Source organism: Pseudomonas citri, from assembly GCF_025336485.1.
Classification (GTDB): Bacteria; Pseudomonadota; Gammaproteobacteria; order Pseudomonadales; family Pseudomonadaceae; genus Aquipseudomonas; species Aquipseudomonas citri.
In genome coordinates this window covers 167,850-184,304 of sequence record NZ_JAODAB010000007.1, presented here as the reverse complement: position 1 = coordinate 184,304, position 16,455 = coordinate 167,850, and the positions used below count along the sequence as shown (strand labels likewise).

2 protein-coding genes (1 of these 2 cut by a window edge) are annotated in these 16,455 nt (G+C 63.8%); both read left to right on the top strand.

The features are described from left to right. Positions 1–3,352: the final stretch of a non-ribosomal peptide synthase/polyketide synthase gene (locus N4Q37_RS11175; RefSeq protein ID WP_260957916.1), read on the top strand. 25,712 nt of this gene lie to the left of the window's left edge; 3,352 of the gene's 29,064 nt are visible here — the last part of the coding sequence; its start codon lies off the left edge, out of view; it ends in the stop codon at positions 3,350–3,352. Next, entirely contained in the window at positions 3,349–16,455 is a 13,107-nt protein-coding gene (locus tag N4Q37_RS11170; RefSeq protein ID WP_260957914.1) for a non-ribosomal peptide synthetase, read from the top strand. Before N4Q37_RS11175 ends, N4Q37_RS11170 begins: the two co-directional genes overlap by 4 nt.

Sequence of the window (16,455 nt, the reverse complement as noted above, 5' to 3'; positions counted from 1 at the left end):
CGAGCGTATGCGTCACGCCGGCCTGAGCGCCGACGTGCGGGTGCTGTTCGGCCAGCCGACGCTGGCCGCGTTGGCCGCTGCGGTCGGCGGGCATACGGAAGTCGTGGTGCCGGTGAACCTGATTCCGGACGGTTGCACACGGATCACCCCGGACATGCTGCCCCTGGCCGACCTGGACCAGGACGCCATCGACCGGATCGTCGCAACGGTGCCCGGTGGCGTCGCCAACGTGCAGGACATCTATGCCCTGGCGCCGTTGCAGGAGGGGATTCTCTATCACCACGTTGCGGCAGCCCAGGGTGACCCCTATTTGCAGTATGTGCTGTTCGGTTTCGACAGCTTCACGCGCCTGGAAGGTTTCACCCAGGCGTTGCAAGCGGTCGTTGCCCGCCACGACATCCTGCGCACCGCTGTGCTCTGGGAAGGTCTGGACGAGCCGGTACAGGTGGTCTGGCGCAACGCACAGGTGCAGGTCGAACCGGTTGTTCTGGACCCGACGGCCGGCGATATCGCTACACAACTGCACCAGCGTTTCGATCCACGGCACTATCACCTGGACATCCGCCAGGCACCGCTGATGCGCGTCGCTTATGCGCAAGACCCGGAAAATCAACGCTGGGTGGGTATCCTGCTGTTCCACCACCTGGTGGACGATGCCACCTCGCTGGCGGTGTTGTCCGCGGAAATCGAGGCGTACATGCTCGGCCAGGGGCAGCGCTTGTCGGCTTCGGTGCCGTACCGTAACTACGTGGCCCAGGCGCGGCTGGGTGTCGGTCGCGAAGCCCATGAGCAGTTCTTCCGCGAGATGCTCGGGGATGTTGACGAGCCGACGCTGCCGTTCGGCCTGCAGGATGTGCAAGGCGATGGCAGCGGCATCGAAGAGCTCCGCCAGGACGTCGACGGGGACCTGAGTCGTCGGTTGCGGGCCCAGGCCCGTCAGCTTGGTGTGAGCGCGGCGAGCCTGTATCACCTGGTCTGGGCGCAAGTGCTGGGCAAGGTATCGGGCAAGGACGACGTGGTGTTCGGTACTGTGCTGGTGGGCCGGATGCAGGGCGGCGAGGGCGCCGACCGGGCGTTGGGGATGTTTATCAACACCTTGCCGTTGCGGGTGAGCCTGGGGCAAATCGGTGTTGGTGCGGCAGTGAAGGCGACCCATACACGCTTGAGCGCATTGCTCGGTCACGAACATGCGTCATTGACCCTGGCCCAATGTTGCAGTGGTGTGGAGGCACCGACGCCGTTGTTCAGTGCCTTGCTCAATTACCGCCACACCGGCGCTCTGACCACGACCGAAGCATTGTCGGCCTGGAACGGTATCCAGGTGCTCAGCGGCGAAGAACGCACCAACTATCCATTGACCTTGAACGTCGATGACCAGGGCGAGGCGTTCAGCTTCACGGTGATGACCCCGCCACAGATGGGGGCACAACGTATCTGTGGCTATGTGCACCAGACGTTGGAAAGCCTGATCGGGATGCTGGAGCAGACGCCGGATACAGCGCTGCACCAGTTGTCTATCCTGCCGTGCAGCGAACGCCGCAAACTGCTGGATGAATTCAATTGTGCTGAAGTCGTTGCGCCGTCGGCAGCGGCCATTCATGAGCTGTTCGAGGCCCAGGTGCTGCGTACGCCGGATGACGTTGCCGTCGTGCAGGGGCACCAGTCACTGAGCTTTCGTGAACTGAATGCCCGGGCCAACCGCTTGGCGCATTACCTGCGCAAGCAGGGTGTACAGCCGGATTCCCGGGTGGCGATCTGTGTCGAGCGCAGCGCGGACATGGTGGTCGGCCTGCTGGCAGTGCTCAAGGCCGGTGGGGGTTACGTACCGCTGGATCCGGCTTACCCGGCCGACCGTCTGACCTACATGCTGGAAAACAGCGCACCGGTTGCGGTACTGACGCAAACCGGGACCCGCGGGCTGTTGTCTCATGGGCCGGTGCCGCTGATCGACCTGGATACCGGAGAGTGGCAAGCCGAACCGGAGCACAACCCGCAGGTGACGGACCTGGCGCCGGACCACCTGGCCTACGTGATCTACACCTCCGGTTCCACCGGCTTGCCCAAAGGCGTGATGGTCGAACATCGCGGCCTGCGCAACCTGCTGGACTGGTACCTCGACGACCTGGCGTTCCACGCTGGCGATGCGGTGTTGCTGGCCTCGTCCTATAACTTCGACCTGACTCAGAAGAACATCCTTGCCCCGCTGATGGTCGGTGCCTCGTTGCACCTGGCCGAAGAACCGTTCAACCCAAGCGCCATCGTCGTCCAGATCGCCGAGGCGGGCATCACCCACCTGAACATGTCCCCCAGCGCCTTCCACGCACTGGTGGATGCCGACCGGCACGAGGCCCTGAGCTGCCTGAAACGGGTGGTCCTGGGTGGCGAGCCGATCCAGATAGCCATGCTGGAAAAACTGCCGCTGCCACGGCCGGTGATCATCAATAGCTACGGGCCGACCGAGTGCAGCGACGTGGTTGCCTGGCACACCGTTGATCCCAGTCTGGAAACCTACCGCCACCGTTCGATTCCGATCGGTCGGCCGATCCGCAACATGCAATTGCATGTGCTGGACAGTTACGGCCAATTGGTGCCGGTGGGCGTCCCCGGTGAGATCCATATCGGTGGCGTCGGCGTTGCACGCGGTTATCTCAACCTGCCGCAGCTCAGTGCCGAACGCTTCATCGTCGACCCGTTCAGCGAGCGGGCCGATGCCCGCCTGTACAAGACCGGCGACATCGGCTGCTGGCTGGCCGATGGCACCCTGCAATACCTGGGGCGCAACGACGATCAGGTGAAGATCCGTGGTTTGCGCATTGAACCGGGAGAGATCGAAGCCAGGCTCGCCCAGCACGAAGTGGTGAACGAAGCCGTGGTACTGGTCCGTGAAGAGGTGCCGGGCGATAAGCGCCTGGTGGCCTGGTTCACCGCCTGTTCGCCAGACGAAACGACAGACATCGAGGCGCTGCGTGCCTACCTGTTGGCGCACCTGCCGGCCTATATGGTGCCGATGGCCTACGTGCGTCTCGACGCATTGCCACTGAGCCCCAACGGCAAGCTCGACCGCAAGGCGTTGCCGGCACCGGACCTGACGTCGGTCATCACCCGCGGCTACGAAGCCCCTGTCGGCGAAACCGAAATCACTCTGGCCCGCTTGTGGGCCGAGCTCCTCAACGTGGAACGCGTTGGTCGTCACGATCACTTCTTCGAACTGGGCGGGCACTCGTTGCTGGCCGTCACCCTGATGGAGCGGATGCGCCAGGAGGGCATGGAAGCGGATGTACGGACGCTGTTCGAGCAGCCCACGCTCTCGGAATACGCGGCAATGACAGAAACAATGGAGATTGTCCTGTGAGTGTGATCGAACTGTTGGCGACATTAAAAGAAAAAGACGTACAGCTATCGGTCAACGGCGATCAGCTCGTTGTACGGGGCCGGAAACAGTCACTGAAGGAGCCGGAGGTGCTGGCCCTGTTGCGCGAGCACAAGGCCGCGCTGATCGAATTGATCAACAGCGGCGAGTATGAAGCTGGCAAGGCCGGCGAGGTCGAGGTTCCCGCCAACGCCATCCCTGTCGGCTGCGAACGGATCACGCCAGAGATGCTGCCACTGGTCACGCTGGACCAGCCGGCCATTGACCGCATCGTTGCCAGCGTGCCGGGCGGCGCGGCCAATGTACAGGATATCTATCCCCTGGCGCCCTTGCAGGAAGGGATTCTCTATCACAACTTGACCGCCACCCAAGGCGATCCTTATGTCTTGCAGGCGCATTTCAGCATCGCCAGTCGTGAGCGCCTGAGGGATTTTGTCGATGCCCTGCAACACGTGATCGATCGTCATGACATCCTGCGCACCGCCATCCTCCGCGAAAACCTGGAGGCACCGCTCCAGGTGGTCTGGCGCGAGGCCCGACTGGGCGTAACGGACATCAGCACCGAGCTGGCCGACGGCAATGTCCTGACGCAACTGCAAGCCCGTTTCGACCCTCGCCATTATCGCCTGGACCTCAGCCAGGCACCGTTGCTGTCGTTGGTGTGCGCCGAAGACCCGGTCAATCAACGCTGGGTCGCGATGCTGTTGTTCCACCACATGGCCCTGGACCATGCGGCACTGGCGGTTGTGCAGGATGAAATGCAGGCTTGGTTGATGGGGCAGGCCAGGCAATTGCAGCCGGCCATTCCTTACCGCAACTATGTGGCACGAACCCGCCAGGCCGGCCAGCGCCAGACCGACGAGGCTTTTTTCAGCAAGATGCTGGGCGACGTCGACGAACCGACCTTGCCCTTCGGCCAGCAGGATGTGCTGGGCGACGGCAGCGCCATCGAAGAGCACCACCAACCGCTGACCCCGGAACTCAGTCGTCGGGTGCGGGTGCAGGCGCGTCAGCTCGGCGTCAGCGCGGCGAGCATCTTCCATCTGGCCTGGGCCCAGGTGCTGGGTCGCGTCTCGGGGCGTGAAGATGTCGTGTTCGGCACGGTGATGCTGGGGCGCATGCAGGCCGGCGAAAGCCTGGACCGGGCGCTGGGCATGTTCATCAACACCCTGCCGCTGCGGGTGGGCGTGGGCGCGCAGAGCGTGCGCGACGGGGTGAAAAGCACCCATGCCTGGTTGAGCGCCTTGCTCAGTCATGAATATGCCTCCCTGGCCCTGGCCCAACGTTGCAGTGGCGTGGCGGCGCCGGCACCGCTGTTCAGCGCACTGTTGAACTACCGCCATAGTGCTGGTGCGGCCCAGGTTCCCGGGCCGGAAGTGCTCCAGGCCTGGGAGGGCATTACAACCCTGAGCGCGCAGGAACGGACCAACTATCCGCTGATCCTCTCGGTGGATGATTTCTCCGATGACTTTGCCTTGGAGGTGCAGGCGAGCGCACAGATTGGCGCAACCCGTCTCTGCGTCTACATGCAGACGGCGGTCGAAGGTTTGGTGCAGGCGCTGGAGCAGGCGCCGCAAACGCCGCTTAACCGTGTGGAGATCCTTTCGCAAGCCGAGCGTAACCGGCTGCTGGTGGACTTCAACGCCACCCGTCGTGCCTATCCGCAGGCGCAGACCGTCCACGCGCTGTTCGAAGCCCAGGCGGCCCGTCTGCCGCAGTCAATTGCCGTAGTGCACGGCCAGTGCCAGATGACCTATGGCGAGCTGAACGAGCGGGCCAATCGCCTGGCCTACTACCTGATCGGCCTCGGCGTGCAAGTGGACGACCGCGTGGCGATCTGCGTGCCTCGCGGGCCACAAATGCTGGTGGGGCTGCTGGCGATCCTCAAGGCCGGTGCTGGCTACGTACCGGTGGATCCGGCGTACCCGGCAGAGCGCATCGCCTACCTGTTGCAGGACAGCGCGCCGCTGGTGGTACTGGCGCAAGCATCGACACGGGAGTTGCTGGGTGCGGCGCCGATGGTGGACCTGGACAGCGGCGACTGGCTGCATCTACCGGGCAGCAACCCGCAACTGTTGACGCTGACCCCGGCGAACCTCGCCTATGTCATCTACACTTCCGGCTCCACCGGCCAGCCAAAAGGAGTGATGGTGGAGCATCGGACCCTGGAAAACCTGGTGCACTGGCACACCGAGGTGTTCGACCTGAACGCCGACAGCCATACCGCGAGCGTGGCCGGGTTCGGTTTCGACGCCATGGCGTGGGAGGTCTGGCCCGCGTTATGTGTGGGGGCAACGCTGCACCTGCCACCGTCCTCGAACCTGGAGGAACTGCTCGACTGGTGGCAGGTGCAACCGTTGCAAGTGAGTTTCTTGCCGACACCGGTGGCCGAGCATGCGTTCAGTCGTGGCCTGCAACACCCGACCTTGCGTACCTTGCTGATCGGCGGTGACCGTTTGCGTCAGTTCAACCACGAGCAAAGCTTCGAGGTGATCAATAACTATGGGCCAACCGAAGCCACGGTGGTCGCCACCTCCGGCCGGGTCGAGGTCGGGCAGGTGCTGCACATCGGACGGCCGATCGCCAATGCCAGGGTCTATCTGCTGGACGCGCACCAGGCTCCGGTACCCGTCGGCGTGGCCGGTGAGTTGTATGTCGGTGGCGCGGGTGTCGCGCGAGGTTATCTGAACCGACCGGAACTGACCGCCGAACGCTTTCTCGATGATCCGTTCAGCGAAGTGCCTCAGACGCGGATGTACCGTACCGGCGACCTGGCCCGTTGGCTGGCCGATGGCACGATCGAATACCTGGGCCGTAACGACGACCAGGTGAAACTGCGCGGCGTGCGCATCGAGTTGGGTGAAATCGAAGCGGCGCTGAGCAGCCACGAAGCGGTGCAGGATGCGGTGGTGCTGGTGCGTGATGGACGTTTGCTGGCCTGGTTCGTCGGGCGCACTGCGGTCGACATCGAAACCTTGCGCAGCCATCTGCAAACCCGTTTACCCGACACCTTGGTGCCCACGGCTTTCGTGCGACTGGACAGCTTGCCGCTGACTGCCAACGGCAAACTCGACCGCAAGGCCTTGCCCGAGCCGGATCAAGGCGCCTGGCTGAGTCGTGAGTATGAAGCTGCGCAAGGCCCGGTCGAGATCGCTTTGGCACGCATCTGGGCCGACGTGCTCAAGGTCGAGCAGATCGGCCGTCACGACAACTTCTTTGAACTGGGTGGCCATTCGCTGCTGGCGATGAGCTTGATCGAACGGATGCGCCAGGTGGGGTTGTCGGTGGATGTGCGAGTCCTGTTCAGCCAGCCGACGTTGCGGGCGCTGGCCGCCGCAGTGGATGGACAACATGACGTGGCAGTACCGGCCAACACGATTTCCGAAGACTGTGCGCGGATCACGCCGGATCAGTTGCCGCTGGTGACGCTGAGCCAGCAAGCCATCGACCGGATCGTGGCGAGCGTGCCGGGTGGCGTTGGCAATATTCAGGATATCTACCCGCTGGCGCCATTGCAGGAAGGCATTCTTTATCACCATCTGACGGCGCAAAGCGGCGATCCCTACGTGTTGCAGGCGCTGTTCGCATTCCACAGCGAAGCGCGCCTTGAGGCCTTTGTGCAGGCGTTACAGGATGTTATTGACCGTCACGACATCTTGCGCACCGCTGTGTTGTGGGAGGGACTGGGGCAGCCGGTGCAGGTGGTCTGGCGCAAGGCTGTGCTGAGTGTCGAGCACCTGACGATGGATGCACTGGGTGCCGATGTGGCCGCCCAGTTGCAGGCCCGTTTCGATTCCCGTACCCATCGCCTGGATATCCGCCAGGCCCCGCTGATGTGCCTGCGGTTTGCCCATGACCCGGTCAACCAGCGTTGGGTGGCGATGCTGCTGTTCCATCACATCGCCCTCGACCATACCGCGCTGGAGGTGGTGCAGCAGGAAATGCAGATGCACCTGCTCGGCCGGCACGACCAGTTGCCTGCGCCGATACCGTATCGCAACTATGTGGCCCAGGCGCGCCTGGGTGTCAGCGAGGCGGAGCACGAGGCGTTCTTCCACGAAATGCTCGGCGATGTCGACGAGCCGACCTTGCCTTTGGGCATGCAGCAGGTGCAGGGGGACGGTCGCGGTATCGAGGACGCCACGCTTGAAGTGAACATCGACTTGAGCCTGCGCCTGCGGGCCCAGGCGCGGCAGATGGGGGTAAGTGCCGCCAGCCTGCATCACTTGGCGTGGGCGCAGGTGCTGGGACGTTTGTCGGGGCGCGACGATGTGGTGTTCGGCACCGTCCTGATGGGCCGGATGCAGGGTGGTACAGGCACCGACCGAGCCTTGGGCATGTTCATCAATACCTTGCCACTACGGGTGGCTCTGGACGAACAGAGCGTTTACAGCGGGATCAAGAGCACCCATGGGCGGCTGACTGCATTGCTTGGTCACGAACATGCTTCACTGGCCCTGGCACAACGTTGCAGTGGCGTGGCGGCACCTGCGCCGCTGTTCAGTGCTTTGCTGAACTACCGGCACAGCGCAGTCGGTACTGTATCGGCGGATACGACGGCAGCGTGGCAGGGCATGGAAGCCCTGGGCAGTGAAGAGCGTACGAACTATCCGCTGACCCTGTCGGTGGATGATCTGGGAGAGGGCTTCAACCTGACGGCGCTGGCGGTGCCGCAGATCGGTGCAACGCGGGTCTGTGCCTATATGAACGTTGCACTGGAGCACTTGGTAGCGGCACTGGAGCAGGCGCCGCAAACCCCACTCAAGCGTGTGGAAGTCCTCCCGCAAACCGAACGCAATCAGTTGTTGGTGGATTTCAACACCACCCGTCGAGCCTATCCGCAGGAACAGACCGTCCTGGCGCTGTTCGAAGCTCAGGTTGTCCATCTGCCGCAGGCGATTGCCGCCGTGCACGGGCAGCATCAGGTGACCTATGGCGAGCTGAACGAACGAGCAAACCGCCTGGCCCACCATCTGATCGGACTCGGTGTGCAGCCAGATGACTGCGTGGGGATCTTGCTGCCACGTTCGATCGACCTGCTGGTCGGTCAACTGGCGATCCTCAAGTGCGCGGCGGCTTACGTGCCGCTGGACCGTACTGCCTCGCTGGAGCGCCAACGTTTCATGCTGGAGGATTGCCGGGCGTCTTTCGTGCTGACCCTCAGCCACGAACCTGCCCCCGTCCGTACCCGTCGTGTCGACCTGGACGCGCTGCAGACGCAGGGCCACAGCCATGACCCGGCGCTCATGCAATCCAGTGATTCCGTCGCTTACATCATGTACACCTCCGGTTCCACCGGTACGCCGAAAGGGGTATTGGTGCCGCACCGGGCGATCAACCGTTTGGTGATCAACAACGGCTACGCCGATTTCAACGCCCGGGACCGGGTGGCGTTTGCTTCCAACCCGGCGTTCGACGCCAGCACCCTCGACGTCTGGGCGCCGCTGCTCAACGGTGGTTGCGTGGTGGTGGTCGAGCAGGATGTGTTGTTGTCCCAGGAGCGATTCGCGAAGTTGTTGATCGAGCAAGCGGTCAGCGTGCTGTGGATGACCGCTGGCCTGTTCCATCAGTACGCCGCTGGGCTGATGCCGGTGTTCAAGCAGCTGCGCTACCTGATTGTCGGTGGTGATGTGCTGGATCCAGCGGTGATTGGTCGTGTCTTGAAAGAAGGCGCGCCGCAGCACCTGCTCAATGGCTATGGCCCGACTGAGGCCACGACTTTCACCACCACCCACGAAATCACCGCCGTGGGCGAGGGTGGTATTCCGATTGGTCGTCCGATTGGCAATACCCGCGTCTACGTGCTGGATACGAATCAGCAACCGGTGCCAGTGGGTGTGGCCGGCGAGCTGTACATCGGTGGCGATGGTGTGGCGAAGGGTTACCTGAACCGTCCCGAACTGACCGCCGAGAAATTCGTCACCGACCCATTCAGTGCCGATCCGGCCGCGTTGCTCTACCGCACCGGCGACCTGGCGCGCTGGCGCGTGGACGGCACGGTGGATTACCTGGGGCGTAACGACGACCAGGTGAAGATCCGTGGCTTCCGCGTCGAACTGGGCGAGATCGAGGCCCGTCTGGGCCAATGCGAAGGCGTGAAAGACGCCGTGGTACTGGCGCGGCAGGACGACGCCGGTCCGAAACGCCTGGTGGGTTACGTGATTGCCGAAGCGGACGTCACCCTGTCGGTGCACGCGCTACGGAGCCAATTGGCAAGCACCTTGGCCGAGTACATGGTGCCCAGCGCCTTCGTGGTGCTGCCGTCCTTCCCGCTGACCGCCAACGGCAAGCTGGACCGTCGGGCACTGCCGGCGCCGGACGCCGAGGCCTACGCCAGCCGCGAATACGAAGCCCCGCAAGGCGAAGTGGAACAAACCCTGGCGCAACTGTGGGCCGAGGTGCTCAAGGTCGAGCAGATCGGCCGGCATGACCACTTCTTCGAACTGGGCGGCCACTCGCTGCTGGCGGTGACCCTGATCGAACGCATGCGCCAGGCCGGCCTGAGCGCCGACGTGCGCGTGCTGTTCAGCCAGCCGACCCTGGCGGCGCTGGCGGCGGCCATCGGCAATGGCAGGGAGGTCGAGGTGCCGATGAATCTCATCGAGTCTGGCTGTGGGCGCATCACCCCGGCCATGCTGCCGTTGGTGAGCCTCGACCAGGAGACGATCGACCGGATCGTCGCCACCGTTCCGGGTGGCGCGTCCAATGTGCAGGACATCTATCCGCTGGCGCCGTTACAGGAAGGTATCCTCTATCACCATCTGGCCGCCGAACAGGGCGACCCCTATGTGCTGCAGTCACAGTTTGTCTTCGACAGTCGCGAACGTCTCGACGCGTTCATCGAGGCGTTGCAGGTGGTGATCGATCGTCATGACATCCTGCGCACCAGTGTGGTCTGGGAAGGCCTGGACGAGCCGGTGCAGATGGTCTGGCGCAAGGTGCTGTTGGCACCGGAATGCTTCGAAGCCGATGCCACGGCCGGCGATGTCGCCGCGCAACTGGTGAGTCGTTTCGATGCACGACACTACCGTCTGGACCTGCGTTGTGCGCCGATGCTGCATCTGGTCTATGCCCAGGACGAAGTGCAGCACCGTTGGGTCGCCATTTTGCTGTTCCACCACATGGCGCTGGACCATACCGCGCTGGAGGTGGTGCAGCATGAGATGCAGGCGCACTTGACCGGCCAGGCCGGGCAACTGACGGAAGCCGTGCCTTATCGAAACTACGTGGCCCAGGCTCGCCTGGGTATGAGCGAGGCGGAGCACGAAGCGTTTTTCCGCGAGATGCTGGCGGACATCGATGAGCCAACGCTGCCCTTCGGATTGGCGCAAGTGCGGGGCGACGGACGCGGCATCGAGGAGGTAACCGAGGCGGTCGATCAGGTTCTGGGGCTTCGTCTGCGGACCCAGGCCCGGCTGCTCGGTGTGAGTGCCGCGAGCTTGGTCCATCTGGCCTGGGCCCAGGTCTTGAGCATGGCAACCGGGCAGAAAGCGGTGGTGTTCGGCACGGTCCTGCTGGGCCGGATGCAGGGCGGCGAAGGGGCCGACCGGGCGCTGGGCATGTTCATCAATACCTTGCCGGTCTGTGTGCCGGTGGATGAGCAGAGTGTGCGTGACGCGGTCCGCATGACTCATGGGCGGTTGACCGGCCTGCTGGGGCACGAGCACGCGTCGCTGGCCCTGGCTCAGCGTTGCAGCGGCGTGGCCGCGCCAACCCCTCTGTTCAGCGCACTGCTGAATTACCGGCACAGCGCGACTCAGGTGACTGATGAGCTGCTGTCGGCCTGGAGCGGCATGCAAGTCGTGTCCAGTGAGGAGCGGACCAATTATCCGCTGACATTGAGCGTCGATGACTTGGGTGAAGGATTCAATCTGACGGTTCAGGTGAATGCACACGTCAGTGCCCGACGTGTCTGTGGCTATATGCAAGTGGCCCTGCAGAGTCTGGTTGCCGCACTGGAACACGCGCCGGACAGGCCCATGTACAAACTCGAGCGTATGCCGGTCGTTGAGCGCCAACATCTGCTGGAAGCATTCAATACCACCGCCGTTGACTATCCGCAGGGGCAGACCGTGCACGGTCTGTTCGAGGCGCAGGTGGCGGCGTCTGCCGATGCCGTTGCCGTGGTGTTCGAAGAGCAGCAACTGAACTACGCGCAACTGAACCAGCGCGCCAACCGGATCGCCCACCGCCTGCTGGCCCTGGGCATCCGCCCGGACGACCGCGTGGCGGTCTGCGTGGAGCGTAGCGTGGAGATGGTCGCGGCGCTGCTGGGCATTCTGAAATCGGGCGCCGCCTACGTGCCGCTCGACCCCGATTACCCGGCCGAACGCCTGGCCTACATGCTGGAAAACAGCGCGCCGACGGTCGTGCTGACCCAGGGGGCTTTGTCGGCGAGCCTGCCCGCGACCGAGGCCAGGGTGATCGTGCTTGACGAGGAGGATTTCTCCACGCAGCCGACCGGCAATCCACGGGTGCAAGGCCTGCGGGCCGATCACCTGGCCTATGTGATCTACACCTCCGGCTCCACCGGCCTGCCCAAAGGCGTGATGAACGAGCATGGCGGGGTGGTCAATCGCTTGCTGTGGATGCAGGACGCGTACGGTCTGGGCGCCGCGGATGCGGTATTGCAAAAGACCCCGTTCAGCTTCGACGTGTCGGTGTGGGAGTTCTTCTGGCCGCTGTTCTGCGGTGCGCGGCTGGTGATGGCGCGTCCGGGCGGGCATCGGGATCCGGCCTATCTGCGCGAGGTGATCCAGGCCCAAGGCATCACCACGCTGCACTTCGTGCCGTCGATGCTGGACGTGTTCCTGGCCCATGGCGAGGCGGACGGCTGTGCCGGGTTGCGCCAGGTGATGTGCAGCGGTGAAGCGCTGCCGGGTCATCTGGTGCGGCGCTTCAAGGCACAACTGCCGCACACCCGGTTGCACAACCTGTACGGCCCGACCGAAGCGGCGGTGGACGTGACGGCCTGGGACTGCTCGGGCGCCGACACCCCGGACAGCACGCCGATTGGCAAGCCGATCGCCAACACCCGCATTTACCTGCTCGATGCCCACGGCCAGCCGGTGCCACTGGGCGTGGCCGGGGAGATTCATATCGGCGGGGTGCAAGTGGCACGGGGTTACCTGCACCGTCCGGAACTGACGGCCGAGCGGTTCCTTGAAGATCCGTTCAGCCGTGCTCCAAACGCGCGTATGTACAAGACCGGCGACCTCGGGCGTTACCTGCCGGACGGCAATATCGAATACCTGGGCCGTAACGACGATCAGGTGAAGATCCGTGGTTTCCGCATCGAACTGGGGGAGATCGAAGCCCGGCTTGCCCAGCACGAAGCGATCAAGGAGGCCGTGGTACTGGCCCGGGAAGAGGTGCCGGGGGAGAAACGCCTGGTGGCGTACCTCACGGTGCATGACGCCGAGGCCGGGGTGGATGTCGAAGGGCTGCGGGCCCATCTGCAAGGGCAACTGCCGGACTACATGGTGCCGGCGGCCTATGTGCGGTTGGAGGCGTTGCCGCTGACGCCGAACGGCAAGCTCGACCGCAAGGCGCTGCCGGCGCCAGATCAATCGGCGTTGATCAGCCGTGCCTATGAAGCGCCCCAGGGTGAGGTCGAAGTGGCGATAGCCCGGATCTGGCAGGACTTGCTGCAGATCGAACAGGTCGGTCGCCACGACAACTTCTTCGAACTGGGCGGGCATTCGTTGCAAGCCGTGAAGTTGATCGAGCGTATGCGCCAGGCGGCGCTGACGGTCGATGTGCGGGTCCTGTTCGGCCAGCCGACGCTGGCCGCGCTGGCCGCCGAGGCGGGTGGCTACACGGAAGTGGTCGTGCCGGCCAATGGCATCCCGGACGGCTGCACCCACATCACGCCGGACATGCTGACGCTGGCCGAGCTGGACCAGCAGGCGATCGATCAGGTGGTTGGGAACGTGCCCGGCGGTGCGAGCAATATCCAGGACATCTACGCCCTGGCACCGTTGCAAGAAGGGATTCTGTATCACCATCTCGCCGCCGCCCAAGGTGACCCCTACCTGCAATATGTCATGTTTGCCTTCGACAGCTTGAATCGCCTGGAAGGTTTCGCCCAGGCGTTGCAAGCGGTCATCGTTCGACACGACATCCTGCGCACCGGCGTGCTCTGGGAAGGCCTGGCCGAGCCCATGCAAGTGGTTTGGCGTGATGCGCCATTGGTGGTTGAAGCGGTGGCACTGGACCCGGCCTCGGGTGACATTGCCGCGCAACTGCATCAGCGCTTCGACCCGAGGCACTATCGCCTGGATATCCGCCAGGCGCCGATGATGCGGATTGCCTATGCGCAAGACCCGGCGAACCAACGCTGGGTGGGCATGCTGTTGTTCCATCACCTGGTGGACGATGTCACGTCCCTGGCCGTGCTGGTCTCGGAAATCGAGGCGCACATGCTCGGCCAGCAACACGCGTTGCCGGCCTCGGTGCCCTACCGCAACTATGTGGCCCAGGCCCGGTTGGGGGTGAGCCGCGAGGCCCATGAACGGTTCTTCCGCGACATGCTGGAGGATGTCGAAGAGCCGACGCTGCCATTCGGCTTGCAGGATGTACAAGGCGATGGCAGTGGCATCGAGGAAGTCCGCCAGGCCGTCGAAGTCGACCTGGGGCGCCGCTTGCGGGCCCAGGCCCGTCAGTTGGGGGTGAGCGCGGCGAGCCTCTATCACTTGGCCTGGGCGCAAGTGCTGGGACAGGTTTCGGGCAAGGACGACGTGGTGTTCGGCACGGTGCTGGTCGGCCGGATGCAGGGCGGCGAAGGGGCCGACCGCGCGTTGGGGATGTTCATCAACACCTTGCCGTTGCGGGTGAGCCTTGGGGCACAAGGCGTACGGGCCGGGGTCAAGGCGACCCACGCCCGGTTGACCGCATTGCTCGGCCATGAACACGCGTCGCTGGCGCTGGCCCAACGTTGCAGCGGCGTGGAGGCACCGACGCCGTTGTTCAGTGCCTTGCTCAACTATCGACACACCGCCACGACGGCTTCGGCCGAGGCGCTGGCGGCGTGGAGCGGCATCCAGGTGCTTCGTGGTGAGGAGCGGACCAACTATCCGTTGATGTTGTCGGTGGACGATCAGGGCGAAGGCTTCAGCTTTACCGTCATGACGCCAGCACGCATTGGCGCGCAGCGGCTTTGCGGCTATGTGCAACAGGCGCTGGAAGGTCTGGTGCGGATGCTTGAATCGACGCCGGAGGCACCCCTGCATCAGTTGTCGATTTTGCCGGCGGCGGAGCGTGAGCAACTGTTGGTGACGTTCAATGCCAGCGAAGCCGAATATCCGCAGCAGCAGACCATTCATGGGTTGTTCGAGGAGCAGGTGCAGCGTACGCCGGACGCCGTGGCAGTGATCCATGGCGCGCAGCGTGTGGGTTATCGCGAACTGAACGAACGAGCCAACCGCCTGGCGCATTACCTGCGTGGACAGGGCGTACAACCGGATTCACGAGTGGCGATCTGCGTCGAGCGCGGCCTCGACATGGTCGTGGGCTTGCTGGCGATCCTCAAGGCCGGCGGCGGCTATGTGCCGCTGGATCCGGGTTACCCGGCCGAACGCATTGCCTACATGCTTGAAGACAGTACGCCGGCAGTGGTGCTGGCGCAGGCGGCGACCCTTGGTTTGCTGGCCGGGGCGTCGATGCCGGTGATCGATCTGGACAGCGGGTTGTGGCAGGACGAATCCGTCTCGAACCCGCAGGTGCCTGAGCTGACTTCCTCGCACCTGGCCTACCTGATCTACACCTCCGGTTCGACCGGTCTGCCAAAAGGCGTGATGATCGAACACCGCAACACGGTGAATTTCCTGACCTGGGCGCACCGTTCGTTCGATGCGGCGACGTTGGCGAAAACCCTGTTCTCGACATCGCTGAACTTCGACCTGGCGGTCTACGAGTGCTTCGCGCCGCTGACCTGTGGCGGCAGCATCGAGGTCGTGACCAATGTGCTGGAACTGCAACAGGGCGAGCACGACATCACGCTGATCAACACCGTGCCGTCGGCGCTCAAGGCATTGTTGGAATCGGGTGGCTTGGGCGAAGGCGTGGACACGGTCAACGTGGCCGGCGAAGCGCTCAAGCGCAGTCTGGTGGAAGCGCTGTTCGAACAGACTTCAGTCAAGCGGCTGTGCAACCTCTATGGGCCCTCGGAAACCACGACCTATTCGAGTTGGGTCTCGATGGCCCGGGAAGAGGGCTTTGCGGCGCACATCGGTAAGCCGGTGGCGAACACCCAGTTCTACTTGCTGGATGAGCACAAACAACCGGTGCCGCTGGGCGTTCCGGGTGAAATCTACATCGGCGGCGCGGGTGTCGCGCGGGGTTACCTGAATCGCGATGACCTGACGGCTGAACGCTTCCTCAAGGATCCATTCAGCAATACGCCAAATGCGCGGATGTACAAGACCGGCGACCTCGGCCGCTACCTGCCAGACGGCAACATCGAATACCTGGGCCGCAACGATGACCAAGTGAAGATCCGTGGCTTCCGTATCGAGCTGGGCGAGATCGAAGCCAAGCTTGCCCAGCACGAGGCAGTGAAGGAAGCCGTGGTGCAGGCCCGCGAGGACGTGCCGGGCGACAAGCGCCTGGTGGCGTATTTCACCGAACACCACACGATCGACATCGAAACCCTGCGCAGCCATCTGCAAGCACAACTGCCGGCCCACATGGTGCCAGCCGCGTACATGCAGTTGGAGACCTTGCCGCTGACCCCCAATGGCAAGCTCGACCGCAAGGCGCTGCCGGCTCCCGACAGCAGCGCGTATTCCCTGCGCCTCTATGAAGCCCCCGAGGGTGAAATGGAGACGAGGCTCGCCGCGCTGTGGGCCGAGTTGCTGAAAGTCGAGCGGGTCGGTCGCCACGACCACTTCTTCGAGTTGGGTGGGCATTCGTTGCTGGCTGTCAGCCTGATCGAACGCATGCGCAAGGAGGGCATGGAGGCCGATGTGCGGGTGCTGTTCGGCCAGCCGACCCTGGCCCAGGTGGCTGCTGCGGTCGGGCAGGTGCAACGTGTCGACGTGCCCATGAGGAAGATCCCGACGCTGACGCGCAAACGCAGTATCTGA